17 protein-coding genes are annotated in these 13223 nt (G+C 62.3%); 2 read left to right on the top strand and 15 right to left on the bottom strand.

The features are described 5' to 3' along the window. Both CWC48_RS12655 and CWC48_RS12650 read right to left on the bottom strand, forming a co-directional pair. On the bottom strand, positions 1-351 hold the full coding sequence (locus tag CWC48_RS12655) for a RidA family protein (protein ID WP_099493109.1): 351 nt from the start codon (positions 349-351) through the stop codon (positions 1-3). Between the two features lie 9 nt (positions 352-360). Continuing rightward, positions 361-1584 carry a D-amino acid dehydrogenase gene (locus CWC48_RS12650; RefSeq protein ID WP_100491960.1) on the bottom strand — a complete coding sequence of 408 codons (1224 nt, stop codon included), beginning with the start codon at positions 1582-1584 and terminating at the stop codon, positions 361-363. A gap of 108 nt (positions 1585-1692) precedes the next feature. Here CWC48_RS12650 and CWC48_RS12645 point away from each other — a divergent pair, with 108 nt between their 5' ends. Then, entirely contained in the window at positions 1693-2595 is a 903-nt protein-coding gene (locus CWC48_RS12645) for a LysR family transcriptional regulator (RefSeq protein WP_100491959.1), read from the top strand. Between the two features lie 24 nt (positions 2596-2619). On the opposite strand, the gene CWC48_RS12640 is transcribed toward CWC48_RS12645, so the two are convergent. After that, positions 2620-3237 carry a hemolysin III family protein gene (locus tag CWC48_RS12640; protein ID WP_078050540.1) on the bottom strand — a complete coding sequence of 206 codons (618 nt, stop codon included), beginning with the start codon at positions 3235-3237 and terminating at the stop codon, positions 2620-2622. 144 nt (positions 3238-3381) lie between these two features. On the opposite strand from CWC48_RS12640, the gene CWC48_RS12635 reads away from it, so the two are divergent. After that, entirely contained in the window at positions 3382-4296 is a 915-nt protein-coding gene (locus tag CWC48_RS12635; protein WP_100491958.1) for a LysR substrate-binding domain-containing protein, read from the top strand. A 123-nt stretch (positions 4297-4419) separates the two neighbouring features. Here CWC48_RS12635 and madM read toward each other — a convergent pair whose 3' ends face one another. The 12 genes from madM to CWC48_RS12575 all read right to left on the bottom strand — a co-directional run bounded on the left by madM (position 4420) and on the right by CWC48_RS12575 (position 13075). Next, complete coding sequence (gene madM / locus CWC48_RS12630) at positions 4420-5184, bottom strand: malonate transporter subunit MadM (RefSeq protein WP_010207194.1); 765 nt, start codon at positions 5182-5184, stop codon at positions 4420-4422. 1 nt (position 5185) lies between these two features. Then, positions 5186-5590: a malonate transporter subunit MadL gene (gene madL / locus CWC48_RS12625; RefSeq protein ID WP_015886323.1), complete on the bottom strand. Its 405-nt coding sequence runs from the start codon at positions 5588-5590 to the stop codon at positions 5186-5188. 67 nt (positions 5591-5657) lie between these two features. Next, the gene (mdcH, locus tag CWC48_RS12620) at positions 5658-6557 is read right to left on the bottom strand and encodes a malonate decarboxylase subunit epsilon (RefSeq protein WP_100491957.1); all 900 of its coding nucleotides are present in this window, start codon (positions 6555-6557) and stop codon (positions 5658-5660) included. Further along, positions 6554-7141 (bottom strand): malonate decarboxylase holo-ACP synthase, encoded by a 588-nt coding sequence (locus tag CWC48_RS12615; protein ID WP_100491956.1) that lies wholly within the window; start codon positions 7139-7141, stop codon positions 6554-6556. The genes mdcH and CWC48_RS12615 overlap by 4 nt, the downstream gene beginning before the upstream one ends. After that, on the bottom strand, positions 7135-7905 hold the full coding sequence (gene mdcE, locus CWC48_RS12610) for a biotin-independent malonate decarboxylase subunit gamma (RefSeq protein WP_100491955.1): 771 nt from the start codon (positions 7903-7905) through the stop codon (positions 7135-7137). The genes CWC48_RS12615 and mdcE overlap by 7 nt, the downstream gene beginning before the upstream one ends. After that, positions 7902-8744: a biotin-independent malonate decarboxylase subunit beta gene (locus CWC48_RS12605; RefSeq protein ID WP_100491954.1), complete on the bottom strand. Its 843-nt coding sequence runs from the start codon at positions 8742-8744 to the stop codon at positions 7902-7904. Before CWC48_RS12605 ends, mdcE begins: the two co-directional genes overlap by 4 nt. After that, on the bottom strand, positions 8737-9036 hold the full coding sequence (locus CWC48_RS12600) for a malonate decarboxylase subunit delta (protein WP_015886328.1): 300 nt from the start codon (positions 9034-9036) through the stop codon (positions 8737-8739). Before CWC48_RS12600 ends, CWC48_RS12605 begins: the two co-directional genes overlap by 8 nt. Continuing rightward, positions 9036-9869, bottom strand: coding sequence for a triphosphoribosyl-dephospho-CoA synthase (locus CWC48_RS12595; protein WP_038849449.1), 834 nt, complete (start codon positions 9867-9869; stop codon positions 9036-9038). Before CWC48_RS12595 ends, CWC48_RS12600 begins: the two co-directional genes overlap by 1 nt. Next, complete coding sequence (mdcA, locus tag CWC48_RS12590; protein WP_100491953.1) at positions 9870-11540, bottom strand: malonate decarboxylase subunit alpha; 1671 nt, start codon at positions 11538-11540, stop codon at positions 9870-9872. A gap of 207 nt (positions 11541-11747) precedes the next feature. After that, positions 11748-12182: a hypothetical protein gene (locus tag CWC48_RS12585; protein ID WP_028618290.1), complete on the bottom strand. Its 435-nt coding sequence runs from the start codon at positions 12180-12182 to the stop codon at positions 11748-11750. Continuing rightward, entirely contained in the window at positions 12145-12774 is a 630-nt protein-coding gene (locus tag CWC48_RS12580; RefSeq protein ID WP_068937827.1) for a nucleotidyltransferase domain-containing protein, read from the bottom strand. Before CWC48_RS12580 ends, CWC48_RS12585 begins: the two co-directional genes overlap by 38 nt. Before the next feature lie 61 nt (positions 12775-12835). Beyond that, positions 12836-13075, bottom strand: coding sequence for a DUF6124 family protein (locus CWC48_RS12575; RefSeq protein WP_100491952.1), 240 nt, complete (start codon positions 13073-13075; stop codon positions 12836-12838). Positions 13076-13223: the final 148 nt, after the last annotated feature.

The following is a 13223-nucleotide window of genomic DNA, read 5'->3' as shown; positions in this document are numbered from 1 at the left end:
TTATTTACGTACAGCGATCACGCTGATTTCCACCAGCACGCTCGGTCGTGCCAGCTCCGCTTGCAGGGTGGTGCGCGTGGGCGCCATGCCCGGCGACAGCCACGCAGACCACACCGCATTCATCGGTGCGAAACCGGTGCCGATGTCCTTCAGGTAAATGGTGGCGTTGAGCAGGTGGTCCTTGTCACTGCCCGCCTGGGCCAGCAGCGCGTCGATTCGGTCCAGCACCTCCTGGGTCTGGCTCGCCACATCCTGGCCGTCACCGGGCACCTGGCCGGAGAGAAATACCAGGTCCTTGAAGGTCACGGCACCCGAGAGACGTTCGTTGCTGTTGATTCGGTTGATGGTCATGGAACATCCTCAGGCGGCGCGGGGCGATAGGCCCTGCATATCAATGGAAGGAACGTGTTGGCCGATCAGTTCGGCCAGCACTTGGGCGCTGCCACAGGCCAGGGTGAAACCCAGTGCACCATGGCCCAGGTTCAGCCACAGGTTGCGGTAGACGTTCGCGCCAATCAGCGGCACACTGGTCGGGGTGGCCGGGCGCATACCGGCCCATTCCACTGCGTGGGCATAATCGCCGGCCAGCGGAAACGTCTCCAGGGCTTGGCGTTTTATCAGCGCCAGGCGCTTGGGCTCGAGGCTGGCGTCAAAGCCGACGATGTCCACCATGGCCGCGACCCGCAGTTGTTCACCGATACGCGCGTAGACGATCTTGCGGTCATAGTCGGTGATGCTCACGTTCGGCGCCTGGTGTTGCGCGCCAATCGGCACGCTGAGGCTGTAGCCCTTGAGCGGGTACAGCGGCAACGGCACGCCCAACTCGGCGCTGCGATACCCGGCCGCCAGCACCAGGTGTTCGACCGGCATTACTTCATCCCCTATCTCGATAGCCTGTACCGCGCCCTCGGCATGGCGAATCCTGGTGACTTTGCGCCCCAACAAAAAGGTGCAACGCCCCGACGCTTGCAGCCGCGCCGCTAATCGCTGGCAGAAGGCATGACAATCGGCGACCTCTTCATTGGGCGTATAGATCCCGCCGACAAATCCACCGCCCGCCAGCGCAGGCTCCAGACGCGCGCAATCGGCGGCAGACAGCACCTGCTGTTGCAGGATATCAGTGACCTTGCTGCGCGCCTGTTCAAAGGACCTGGGGTTGCGAAAGGTCACCAGCTTGCCGTTGCGTCGCCAGTCGAAGCCGTCCAGGTGGTCGTCGTCGCGCCATTGCTGCAAGGTGTCCTGGCTCAGGGAGGCCAGGCGCAGCAGGTGCGCGGCATTGCGTTTGTTCACCGAGCCACGGCAGGCGCCCAGGAACGCCGCCATCCAGCGCCATTGCTGGGGGTCGAGGCGTGGGCGCAGCTTGAGCGGCGAGTCACCGCGCAGTAACCAGCCAATGGCTTGCAGCGGCACGCCAGCATCGGCCAACGGTGCCACGTAGCGATAGGACAATTGCCCGCCGTTGGCGAAACTGGTTTCGCTGCCCAGGGTCTCGCGCGCCTCGATCACCGTTACCTCGTGACCTGCACGCACCAACGCGTAAGCGCTGGCCAGACCAATCACCCCACCGCCAATGATGCACACCATCTTTGCCGCCCGCCGTTGAATCAAGAGGCCTCAAGCCTAGGGGCAGGTGACAGGCCACCGACAATGAATAAAGATGGGCCACCTATAAACAAAGGTTATGGACTCGCCATGCGCTTGCGTCATATCGAAATCTTCCAGGCTATTCGCCAGACCGGCTCCGTCAGCGCCGCCGCGCAGTTGCTGCACGTATCGCAGCCCGCCGTCACCAAGGTGTTGCAGCACGCCGAATTGCAGCTGGGCTTCCCCCTGTTTCTGCGCGTGCGCGGCAAGTTGCAGCCCACGCCAGAAGCCCTGGCGCTGGAAAGCGAAGTCGAGAAAGTCACCGAAAGCCTGCAAGGCGTGCGCCGCCTGGCCAAGAGCCTGCGCCGTGCACCGGGCCAGAGTGTGCGCATCGGCGCGATCCCGGCGCTGGCCCTATCGCTGCTGCCGCCGGCTATTCTGGAGTGGAAGCACGCCTACCCGGACATGGCTTGCGAACTGTCCAGCGATCATAGCCGCGAGCTGGTGCAGAAGCTGCTGATGCGTGAGATTGACTTGGCGCTGACGCTGAACTTCTCCGGCCATCCGGGGCTGACCAAGCAGGTGCTGGCCAACGGTGTGTTGGTGGCATTGGCGTCCAGCGGCTATTGGTCTGAAGCCGAACTGAGCAGCCCCTTGGCCTTGGCTGACCTGGCGGGAGCGCCGCTGATTGGCCTTTCCAGCGCGGACCCACTGGCAGCGAAACTCGACAGTTACCTGGAAAATGTCGACCCACCGCCGCGCGTAACGATCTCGGTGCAGACCTACTCGCTGGCCCGCGCGATGGTCGAATCCGGTGCCGGCCTGACGGTCATCGACCCCTTCACCGCCCTCGGCGCATCGACCGCGACTACCTGCATTCGCACGCTGACCCCGCCGCTGCCGATCACCCTGTACGCCCTGACCCGCGCCGACGAACCGCCGCCTCACATGTTGGCCAACCTGCTGGAGATCTTCGGCCAGCGCGCCCGTGACCTGCTGCAACGCCTATAAAGCTATGAGCTGGCAAGCCGGCGCCTACAGCACGTAATGCATGATCGCCACAAAGTGCAGCAGGCTGCCGCCGATCACAAACAGGTGCCAGATGCCATGGGAATGGCGCAGGCGGTGTTCCAGGGCAAAGAAGATAATGCCGACGGTGTACAACACCCCGCCTGAAGCCAACCAGATAAACCCTGCCATACCCAGTGCGGCCATCAACGGCTTGACCGCCACCAGCACAATCCAGCCCATCACCGCGTAGATTACGATCGACAGGATGCGCGCCTCGGAGCGCGGCTTGATCTCCTGCAGAATGCCGATCACCGCCAGCCCCCATACAATCCCGAACAGCGTCCAGCCCCATGGCCCGCGCAGCGTCACCAGGCAAAACGGCGTGTAGCTGCCGGCGATCAACAGGTAGATCGAAAAGTGATCGACCTTCTGCATGATCTCTTTTCGGCGCCCCTGCACGCTGTGGTACACGGTGGACGCGCTGTACAGCACCATCAAGGTAAAACCATAGATCGCCACGCTGACGATCTTCCAGGGGCTGCCGTCCAGGCTCGCCACCACCAACATCCACACGGCGCCAATACACGCCGCGATTGCACCGAGCAAATGGCTCCAGGCGTTGAAGCGTTCCCCGTGGTACATCTGTCACTGGCCTCCTGTAATCGTTAAGCACTGACCGGCAAGCGTCCGGCCTTGCGCATAAGAGTGCAAGCGGCTTATGACGTTCCGAGGACGCCGTGCGGTTTTGCGGGCACAATCGACAGCATTCGAACAAGAGCCACGGCCATGCTGATCGACGAAGAATTCACCCTCAAGAAACTGGAAATCTTCCTGGCGTTCATGCGCACCGGCAACCTGGCCCGCGCCGCCGCCGAGCTGCAAACCAGTAACGTCAGCGTGCACCGCGCCATCCACTCGCTGGAAAACGCCCTGCGCTGCCCGCTGTTCAAACACGAAGGGCGCAACCTCACGCCGCTGGAAAGCGCCTACGTATTGGAAGAGCGCGCGCAAAAACTGGTTGCCGATGTGGTCGACAGCGTGCGCCTCACCCGCGAAGCCGCCGGTTTTTCCGCCGAGCGCTTCAAGCTCGGCTCGCTGTATTCGCTGACGGTGAAAACCGTGCCGCAATTGATCATGGGCCTGAAGATCCGCCGCAGCGAACTCAACATCGACCTGATCCTGGGCTCCAACTTCGACCTGCTCTACAAGCTCAAGAACATGGAAGTGGACGCGATCCTCATCTCCCTGGACGAACACGCCAACGACCCCGACTGCGAACAGATTGCGCTGTTTTCCGATGATATTTTCCTCGCCACCCCCGCCGATTCCCCCTTCGACCGCGAGCGCGAGATCGACCTTGCCGACGTGCGCGACGCGACCTTCATCACCCTCACCCAAGGCTTCGCCACGCACCAGGATGGCAATCGCGTATTCAAGCAGGCGGGCTTCGAGCCGAAGGTGGCGATGCAGGTCAATGACATCTTCACGCTGCTGAGCATGGTCAGCTCGGGCGTGGGTTATGCACTGCTGCCAGGTAGGATTGCGGCGGTGTATGAGAACCGCGTGAAGCTGATACCGCTGCAACCCAGGTATCGGTTGCAGCAGCATATTGGTGTGGTGTTCCTGAAGGCCAAGGAGCGCGATCCGAACTTGCTCGCGCTGTTGGCGGAATGCCGTATGTACGCCAACCGCCAAGCCTGAAAAACCGCTTTCGCGAGCAAGCCCGCTCCCACATTTTGACCGCATTCTCATACTGGAACTCGGTCAAGTGTGGGAGCGGGCTTGCTCGCGAAGAGGCCCTAACTAGCAACACAAAGTCCAAACTTACCCAACCAACCCGCGCACGATGAAATAGAGCAGCGAAGGCCCGAGCAGGCAACCCAGCCCGGTGTGGAACGTCGCCGTCAACGCGCCATACGGCACCAGCCGCCGATCCGTCGCCGCCAAGCCCGCCGTCACACCGCTCACCGTGCCGGCCAACCCACCAAACACCATCGCCGAACGCGGGTTATCCAAGCCCATCCAGCGCGCTGCGACCGGCGTGCCAACCATCACCAGAATCGCCTTGATCAACCCGGTGGCAATCGACAGCGCCATCACATCCGAGGTCGCGCCAATCGCCGCACCGGTCACCGGGCCGACGATATAGGTCACGGCACCCGCGCCAATGGTGGTCATGCTGATCGCATCGCGATAACCAAAGGCCCAGGCCATGCTTGCACCGACGATAAACGGCAGGATCGTGCCCAACAGCAGCGCAATCACACCGATCATCCCGGCCTTGCGCGCCTCGGTGGCTTGCACTTCGAACGCGGTGGCGACGATGGCGAAGTCGCGCAGCATCGCGCCGCCCATCAGGCCGATCCCGGAGAACAGCGCCAGGTCCGCCAGGCCTTTCTGGCCGCCGGTGATCGTGCCGCCGACCCAGGCCAATACCAGGCCGATGACAATGGCAATCGCCGAGCCATGAATACGCCCGAAGGTCAGGCGCTTGGACAGCACCACCGAAATCCACATGACCACGCCAACGAAGGCAAACGCGGTAATCAGGCCGTTGTGTTCCAAACCTTTTTCAATGAGATCCCACATATCAGCGACCTCCTACTGGCGCGATCAGCGGCTCTTCATCGGGCAAGGGTTCGCCCTTGTGGGTACGGCTGATCAGCGCGATGGTGCAACCACACACCACCACAGAACCAATCGCCGCGAGTACCGCCACCGGGCCGCCGTGCAGGGCGGTCACGACGTTTTGTTGCGCGGCCATCGCCACTACCACGGGGATGTACATGGCGCCCCAGAAGCCGACGCCCATTTCGCAATCCTTGGTCATGCCGCCGCGCTTTTGCATCCACAGGCGGGCGCAGATCAGCAGGATCATCGCGATGCCCACCCCGCCCACGTTGGATTTGACGCCCAGCAACACGCCGAGCATGTCGCCCATGATCACGCCTGCAAGCGTGCAGATCGCCAGCAATGCCACACCGTAGATAATCATTGTTGTTGTCCTCAAAGTGCTCGATCGAAATTGTTGTTGTTGTGCTTCGAAAGCCTTGGGTGCTGCTTTATCGGTGGCGGCGTTCCTCCTCTTGCAGCAGGGCCTGCAAAGTGTCCAGGCGTGCGCCTTCGCAGGCGATCACCGTGCCCTGTTCAAACACCCGGCGCGACAGGCCGGTGAGCACCGCGCCCGGAGGCAGTTCGATTTGCAGGCGCACGCCGCGCTCGTAGGCGCTTTGCACGGTGCCGCGCCAGTCGACGATGCGACACATGTTGAAGGCCAGGTCGTCGCGCAGTTGCTCCGGGTTGTGGATCGGCCGCGCACGGGTGCTGCTCAGGTAGGTGATGCGCGGCGCCTTGAGCGGCACGAAGGCTTGTGCCAAAGCCTGGGCTGGCTGCTCCAGCAACGCGCAGTGAGACGGCACACTGACGGCCAGGCGCTTGGCGATGCCGTTGCCTTTGATGCGACTGGCGACAAGCTTCATGGCTTTGTCGCTGCCGGCGATCACCGTCTGGTTGTCGGCGTTGATATTGGCCAGGTACACCGGGGTTTCGGGGCTGTGGATTTCGGCCAGCAGGTTTTCGACGGTGGATAACTCCGGGCCGATGATCGCGGTCATGCCGTAGCCCTGTGGATAAGCGTTTTGCATCAGTTCGCCGCGCAGGCTGACCAGTTTGAGGGCGTCGGCGAAATCCAGCGCACCGGCAATCACCGCTGCCGGGTAAGCACCGATGGACAGCCCTGCGACGTAATCCGGCGTGTGCTGCAGCAAGCGAGCGTGGGCCACGCCGGCGATCAGCAGGCAAAGCTGCACGGCGCGGGTACTCGCCAGGGCGTGCGCCGAATCCAATGCACGAACGTCTTCATCCAAGGCTTCGCTGGCGTGTTCCAACACATCGGCCGGCAACGCCTGGAGCATGCCGGGGCGTTGGGCGCCCTGGCCGGGGAAGACAAGAAGGCTGCTCATGCTACGGCCTGCCAAGGGTCGAGGACGAGGTGCGCACCGCTGACCGTTTTCAACAGCACCCGCCGCGATGGACCGGCCCATTCGCGCAGGGCGATAGCGCCGAAAGGTGTTTGCAGTTGCATATCCACAGCGCACGCGGCTTTGTCCAAGGCTGTCAGCAAGTCGCGTGCATCGTTGCGATCCAGCGGCTCGGGCGTGCGCAGAATCAGGTCCAGATCGCTCTGGGCATGCAGCGCTTCAATGCCCGTGGCCAGCTCAAAACCCGCGCTGCCGGTGATGCCCCAATTCAAGGGCGTCAGCACTGGCCGCAACTGTTCGAGCGCCTGCAAGGCCGGTAAGTCCCGTGTCGAGGCAACGTCACGCAGCGCTTCCGGCGTTACTCGCCGCTGCACCGCGGCAATCGGCATTTCGGCGGCAAACCGCTGCTCGCGCAAACGCCCGCGCACGCCTACCGCGACCCAGCCCGGCGTGACGGTGGCGCGACGCACCACCACCGTGCCTACTGCCTCCACCGCCCACGCCGGAGCGCCAGCAGGCAGATGCGCCGGGGTCATGCCCCAGAGCAAGTCGTGGGCGTTCACCATTGTTCCCGCAGCAGTTGGCGTATGTGGCTGGAAGCGGCGCGGTTGGTCGCACCCAGGCGGCCGCTCAAGTCGGTGCTGCCAATATCCTTGGTCGCACTCACCAGGCAATCGCTGACACGCGCCACATCCTCCGGCGTGGGCTGTTCAATCTGGCTGACCGACAAGGTTTCCCACAGCAACCCCAGGCTGGCGTAACTGTCGATGTCGTAGGCCATGGGCGGCACGCTGGCGGCCAGGGCTTCCAACTCTTCAACGCTGCGCAGCGTCACGCGCGCGGCCGAGGCCTTGCCCATGGCGTGCACCATCACACCGGGATCGCGCAGGGCAATCAGGCGATTGGCTTGGTACCCATGAGCGAGAAACGCACCGGACATGGCCTTACCGACCAACAGCGCAATCACCGGGTGCCCCGCCAGACGCGCACGGGCATAGCTGTCGGCGGCGGCGGCCAGGGCTTGGTGAATGCCGAGGGCTTCTTCGCGCCGGCCATAGGCTTGGCTCGGTACATCGACGATGGCGATGATCGGGCGTTTATCGCCTCGGGCGATGGCTTCATCGACGGCCTTCGCCAGACCCCAGCCTTCCAGCAGGCCGACTTCGCCGTTGCGTGCGCGGGGGAAGCGGTTTTGCGCGTCGGTGACCACAGCGATATAGCGCACAGGCTGCTCACCCAGCACACCATCGGCGACTTTCAGCGAGTTGGGTAAACCCTCAACGGCTGTCGCTCCGGCGCTCAATGCGTTGAACCACTGCAAACCTCTCATGAGCGTTCTCCTTGATACAGCTCGCGCACTGTCGCCGGGTCGATCTGCGCCGTGGCGTCCAGTTCGGCCATGCGCGCCAGGTAATAGTCGGCCTGGCGACTGCGTTGTTGGGTGGGCAGGCCTTGTTGTAGTAATGCGCTGACGGTCTGTTGAATCTCGGCCACATCGTCAGCGACATAACGATCGGTCAAGCCGCTGTTGAAGCGTTGCTCACCGCCGGTCAGGCTCCAGATGAAAGGCCGATCGCGGGAGTCGTACTCCTCAAGCCCCGCTTCCTGTTCGATGACTTGCGGGCCATTCAAACCCAGGCGTGCTTCGCGGGTGACAACAAGGTAACTGCACAACCCAGCGGCGATGGACATGCCGCCAAAGCAACCGACACTGCCCGCCACCACGCCGATCACCGGCTGGTACTGGCGCAGGTCGACAATCGCCGCGTGGATATCGGCAATGGCGGCCAGGCCGAGGTTGGCTTCCTGCAGGCGCACACCCCCGGTTTCCAGCAGCAGCACCGCGCGGGTCGGGACGCCCTTACGGTTGTCTTCGGCGGCCAGTTCCAGGGCGCCGGCGATTTTCGCGCCGCCCACTTCGCCGAGACTGCCACCCTGGAAGTTGCCTTCGATGGCGGCAATGACGACAGGTTTGCCGTCGATGCTGCCCTTGGCGATCACCACACCGTCATCGGCCTGTGGCACCACGCCTTGGCGGCTGAGCCACGGCGACATGACGCGCTGGAACGGGTCGATCAATTCGCGGTAGGAGCCGGCGTCCAGCAACGCCTTGGCCCGCTGCCGAGCGCCCAGTTCAACGAAGCTGTGTTTGGCGAGTAAGTCAGTCATGGCCGATCTCCTCGAAACCCTGCTCCAGGCGCAAGCGCACCACGCCGGGGGTGGCACCGAAGTCGTGGATATCAATGTTCAAGGCCGGCGGGGTCTGCTCCTGGAAGATGCGCTCGAACAGATGCTGCCAGCGTTGCTCGGCGCCATTCACCGAGGTTTGCACCTGGATGGTCAGCGTGCCCGGCGTGCCCGGTTCCAGCAGCACCTCCAGATCGCCCGAGCCGACGCAACCCACCAGCGCACGCCCTTTTGGCGGCTGCCCGGCGGGGAATTCAAAGGACAAGGTTTCCATCACAACGCTCCGTCGAGGCGGTCGATAAACAGGCAGGCGGCCAACAGGTCGGCGGCGCCGCCGGGGGAGGCATTCAGGGCCAGCAGTTGAAGGTCCAGCGCGTGCAGCTGGCGACGACCGCCGAGGGTTGCGCTGCCGCCTGCCTCCAGCACGGCCTGGGCGCCGCGTTGCATCGCGTAGAGGCCTTCGGTGCCAGCACGGTAGAGCACGCAGGTGTCGGCCAGGTCCGTCATGATCGCGAGCAAGGCGTCCAGGCGCGCGTTCTGCTCGCCGGCGTTTTGCTGGCGGCTTCGATGCAGCTGCGGCAAGCCGCGTTGCACCACGGACGGGAAGCCCAGCTGCGCTTCTTCACGAGCGCCGCGTGCGCCGTAACGTTGGGCGACTTGAGCACCGTGGCTCACGGGCTGCGGCGCATAGCGGTCGTTGAGCAAGGCCAGTTTGGCTGCCGTCAGCGTGACGGCGCGAGGTTCCAGCGCCGCCGCTGCCGTGAGCAAACCAAGGGCCCAGATCGCACCGCGATGGGTGTTCACGCCGTTGGTGGTGGTCAACATTGCTTGCTCACCTTCACGGCCAATGCGCCCAAGGGCTTCACGCAGGGGCAAGCCGACTTCACCGAATTCAATCGCCGCCTCGGCCATTTCCTTGAACATCGGCCACAGCGACAACGCCGAGGCGTGCATCAGGCCCAGGTGCAAATCACTGTGGGCGCCGTTGCCACGCCGGTCCACCAGCGCGGGTTTGGGCGACAGGTCCGCTTCATCGATCAGCGCATCGACGGCCAGATCGGCCAGGCGATCCGCAAGGCTGAGTTCATGCAATTTAAGGGCGCGCATTTACCAGCTCCTGAATTTGGCGGGCGGGTTGTACAAGCCACCGGACCACTCCACCAGGTCGGCTACGCTCTTGGCGGCCAACAACTCGCGGGTGGCGTCGGTGCGGCGGATGCCCAAGTCTTCGGGCAAGGCGATCAGGCCTTCGCGGCGCATGCGCGCGGTGTCCTTGGGGTTGTGGCGCATGCCAATCGCCGTGACACCTGCGACGGCAGCGATCATCGCCTGGCGCTCTTCGAGTGAACGCGCTTTGTACAGGTAGGCAATGCCCTCTTCGGTGAGCAGGTGAGTGACGTCATCGCCGTAGATCATGATCGGTGCCAGCGGCATGCCGCTTTTGCGCGCGACCTCCACGGCATCGAGGGTGTCGACGAAGGTGGGTTTGCCGCCTTCCTGGAAGGTCTCGACCATTTGCACTACAAGTTTTTTGCCGCGCTCCAACAAGGCTTCGGGCGCATCGTCGTGGCGCATATCCAACCACGCCGGCGTGCCATGGCGGCGACCGCGCGGGTCGTGACCCATGTTCGGTGCGCCACCAAAACCGGCCAGACGGCCACGGGTCACGGTAGAGGAATGGCCGTCACCGTCGACTTGCAGCGTCGCGCCGATAAACAGGTCCACCGCGTATTGGCCGGCGAGTTGGCAAAACATCCGGTTGGAGCGCATCGAGCCGTCGCGGCCGGTGAAGAACACATCCGGCCGTGCGGCGATGTAGTTCTCCATGCCCAGTTCGGTGCCGAAGCAATGCACGCTTTCCACCCAGCCGCTTTCAATCGCAGGGATCAGCGTGGGGTGCGGGTTGAGGGTCCAGTTGCGGCAGATCTTGCCCTTAAGGCCAAGGGATTCACCGTAGGTCGGCAGGATCAACTCGATGGCGGCAGTGTTGAAACCGATGCCGTGGTTGAGCGACTGCACATTGTGTTTTTCGTAGATGCCACGGATTGCCATCATTGCCATCAGCACGTGCACCGGCTTGATGTGGCGCGGGTCGCGAGTGAACAGCGGCTCGATATAGAACGGCTTGTCGGCCACCACCACAAAATCCACCCAGCTCGCCGGGATATCCACACGCGGCAAATCGGTGACGTCATCCACCAACTGGTTGACCTGCACGATCACGATGCCATCGCTGAACGCGGCGGGCTCGATCAGCGCCGGGGTGTCTTCAGTGCTGGCGCCGGTGTAGATATTGCCGGCGCGGTCGGCCATAAATCCGGCGGAAAGCACCACGTTGGGGATCAGGTCCACCACCAGCCGCGCATAGAGTTCGATGTAGGTGTGGATCGCGCCGATTTCCAGCAGGCCGTCTTCGAGCAACTGGCTGATACGCAGGGATTGGGTGCCGGCGAAGGAGAAATCCAGCTTGCGGGCGATGCCTTTTTCAAACAGGTCCAGGTGCTCGGAACGGCCAACACTGGGCATGATCATGTGCAAGTCGTGGAGCTTGGACGGGTCGGCTTTGGCGAGGGAGCGCGAGAGGAAATCCGCCTGCTTCTGGTTATTGCCCTCCAACACCACACGGTCACCGGGCAGGATCAGCGCCTCAAGCGCCTCGACGATCCTGTCACTGGGCAACACCGCCCCGTTTGCGTATTTTTTGACCAGCCCGAGCCGCCGCTGCTTCTCGTCGCGCCGCCGCGTCCAGCGCGAATCGGGGGTGATTGTTGTTGTCATGGTCGCTCCACGGGTTTGCTGTCGTGGGCTGTACCTTAGGAGTGATTCAGAGGGCCATCAATCAAGCTCGGTGGTGAACCGTTACGGCTGGAGTAACAAAGCCTGTGTAGGAGCTGGCTTGCCAGCGATAGCGGTCGCTAATTGAACAATGTGCCAACTGACAGCACGCCATCGCCGGCAAGCCGGCTCCTACAGTTGACCGGTGATTCATTCCCACCTATGACCAGCAAGCAATGCTTGCACATTGCTCATTAATATCTTCGCACCTTCCATTAATTGGCCCAGCAGCGCCTCATCTTCATCCATGTACCCTTCATATTCCGCGAGGTTCCGACGCTCATGACACAACGCCAACAACCTCACCTGCACCTTGCCGGCGTCTGCGGTATGAACCAGGCATTGGAAGACCAGATAGCGTTTATCCGAACGATAACCTTGCAAGCGCAAGGCTGTAAGGGCGATAGCATGAGCGGCGTTGTAAGCCAGGTCGAAACGACTGGCGAATGATAACTGCGGATTACCGGCGTCCCTCAGCCGATCCCTGGCTGAACGCATCAGCCCATCACACTCTTTGCGATCCGGCGGCTCAGCCTTCAAGCCGCCGCTACGTTGCAGATTCTCCAGGTTTACCTTGTTGTCCATCCGTGGATTCCAGGGGGTTGCTCCCCATCAGGTTGATCTTGTCCTGCTGCACGACCCGCTGCACAAAACTGTTCCCGGCATTCCATTTGCCGATCCAGTCTTCAGGGGTGTAAAGCGTCGGGTTGAGGGTGCGGCCCAGTTGCTCTTCCAGCGGCATGAGCTGCTCCATGACTTCACTGTAGTTGAGGCTTTCGCCGATCAACATGAGATCTATGTCACTGGATGAGTGCGCCTCGCCTTTGGCGATGGAGCCGTAGATAAACGCCCAGGTTATCTGCTTGGCGAACGGCGCCAGTGCAGTGCGCAATGGTTCATCCAGGCTCAGGGTCTTGCGCACGATGGCCAACAACTCCGAGTAAATCGGGCATTGGGGGTTGGCTTGGTAATGGGTCTGGTTGCCTTGGCGCGTCATGCTCAAGATGCCCGCCAATTGCAGACGTTCAAGCTCACGAGTGAGGCTGCCCTTGCCCACCTGGGCCCATCGCGCAATCTCATTGGTGAAGAAGCTTTGGTCAGGTTTGCCGAACAGCAGGCCCAGTACTTTTTGTTGGGTGACGGTGAAGAGTGCAGTGCTGATCGGCAAGGTGTGCATGGCAGCGGCCAAAGAGTCCCAAAAAGGGAACGATAGGTCCCTTTTTGGGAACGATCAAGTTTTAAGTCACTAGAGAAGGGGAAATCTGTTCCAGGGCACGGTCCACTAATAGCTGCCCCAGCTCCGCCATTTGCTGGATGCCGAGCATGATCGCGCGCTGGGAGGTGTCCAGGTCGAAGGCGAAATTGCAGGTGAGTGCGTTAAGAGAAGACAGGGTTTCGCTGGCGTTGACCAGCAGGGTTTCGGTGTTTTCGTGCGGGTTTACGGTCAAGAGCGGCGGGTTGGGGGTAGGTTTGACCATGATTTACAGCTCCGATATGTGATGGAGACTGCCCTCTTCCGCTTGCACGCGAATAAAGGTGGCAGCTGTGCGCAGGTGTGCAAGACCGGGCATATCGGACCCCGGCAGACCCCGAAGGGTCTCCCACGCACAGCCGCCATAACAAATA

Origin of the sequence: Pseudomonas sp. S10E 269 (genome assembly GCF_002798465.1) — a bacterium.
Classification (GTDB): domain Bacteria; phylum Pseudomonadota; class Gammaproteobacteria; order Pseudomonadales; family Pseudomonadaceae; genus Aquipseudomonas; species Aquipseudomonas pergaminensis.
This window is presented reverse-complemented; position numbering and strand designations above follow the sequence as displayed.

Bases quoted from the DNA above. Each gene is read 5' to 3' on its own strand.
- CWC48_RS12595 (WP_038849449.1), bottom strand. From the start codon at position 9,869: ATGCGCGCCCTTAAATTGCATGAACTCAGCCTTGCGGATCGCCTGGCC.
- mdcE (WP_100491955.1), bottom strand. From the start codon at position 7,905: ATGAGAGGTTTGCAGTGGTTCAACGCATTGAGCGCCGGAGCGACAGCC.
- CWC48_RS12580 (WP_068937827.1), bottom strand. From the start codon at position 12,774: ATGCACACCTTGCCGATCAGCACTGCACTCTTCACCGTCACCCAACAA.
- CWC48_RS12640 (WP_078050540.1), bottom strand. From the start codon at position 3,237: ATGTACCACGGGGAACGCTTCAACGCCTGGAGCCATTTGCTCGGTGCA.
- CWC48_RS12635 (WP_100491958.1), top strand. From the start codon at position 3,382: ATGCTGATCGACGAAGAATTCACCCTCAAGAAACTGGAAATCTTCCTG.
- mdcH (WP_100491957.1), bottom strand. From the start codon at position 6,557: ATGAGCAGCCTTCTTGTCTTCCCCGGCCAGGGCGCCCAACGCCCCGGC.
- CWC48_RS12600 (WP_015886328.1), bottom strand. From the start codon at position 9,036: ATGGAAACCTTGTCCTTTGAATTCCCCGCCGGGCAGCCGCCAAAAGGG.
- CWC48_RS12650 (WP_100491960.1), bottom strand. From the start codon at position 1,584: ATGGTGTGCATCATTGGCGGTGGGGTGATTGGTCTGGCCAGCGCTTAC.
- CWC48_RS12585 (WP_028618290.1), bottom strand. From the start codon at position 12,182: ATGGACAACAAGGTAAACCTGGAGAATCTGCAACGTAGCGGCGGCTTG.
- madM (WP_010207194.1), bottom strand. From the start codon at position 5,184: ATGTGGGATCTCATTGAAAAAGGTTTGGAACACAACGGCCTGATTACC.
- CWC48_RS12645 (WP_100491959.1), top strand. From the start codon at position 1,693: ATGCGCTTGCGTCATATCGAAATCTTCCAGGCTATTCGCCAGACCGGC.
- mdcA (WP_100491953.1), bottom strand. From the start codon at position 11,540: ATGACAACAACAATCACCCCCGATTCGCGCTGGACGCGGCGGCGCGAC.
- madL (WP_015886323.1), bottom strand. From the start codon at position 5,590: ATGATTATCTACGGTGTGGCATTGCTGGCGATCTGCACGCTTGCAGGC.
- CWC48_RS12655 (WP_099493109.1), bottom strand. From the start codon at position 351: ATGACCATCAACCGAATCAACAGCAACGAACGTCTCTCGGGTGCCGTG.
- CWC48_RS12615 (WP_100491956.1), bottom strand. From the start codon at position 7,141: ATGGTGAACGCCCACGACTTGCTCTGGGGCATGACCCCGGCGCATCTG.
- CWC48_RS12575 (WP_100491952.1), bottom strand. From the start codon at position 13,075: ATGGTCAAACCTACCCCCAACCCGCCGCTCTTGACCGTAAACCCGCAC.
- CWC48_RS12605 (WP_100491954.1), bottom strand. From the start codon at position 8,744: ATGACTGACTTACTCGCCAAACACAGCTTCGTTGAACTGGGCGCTCGG.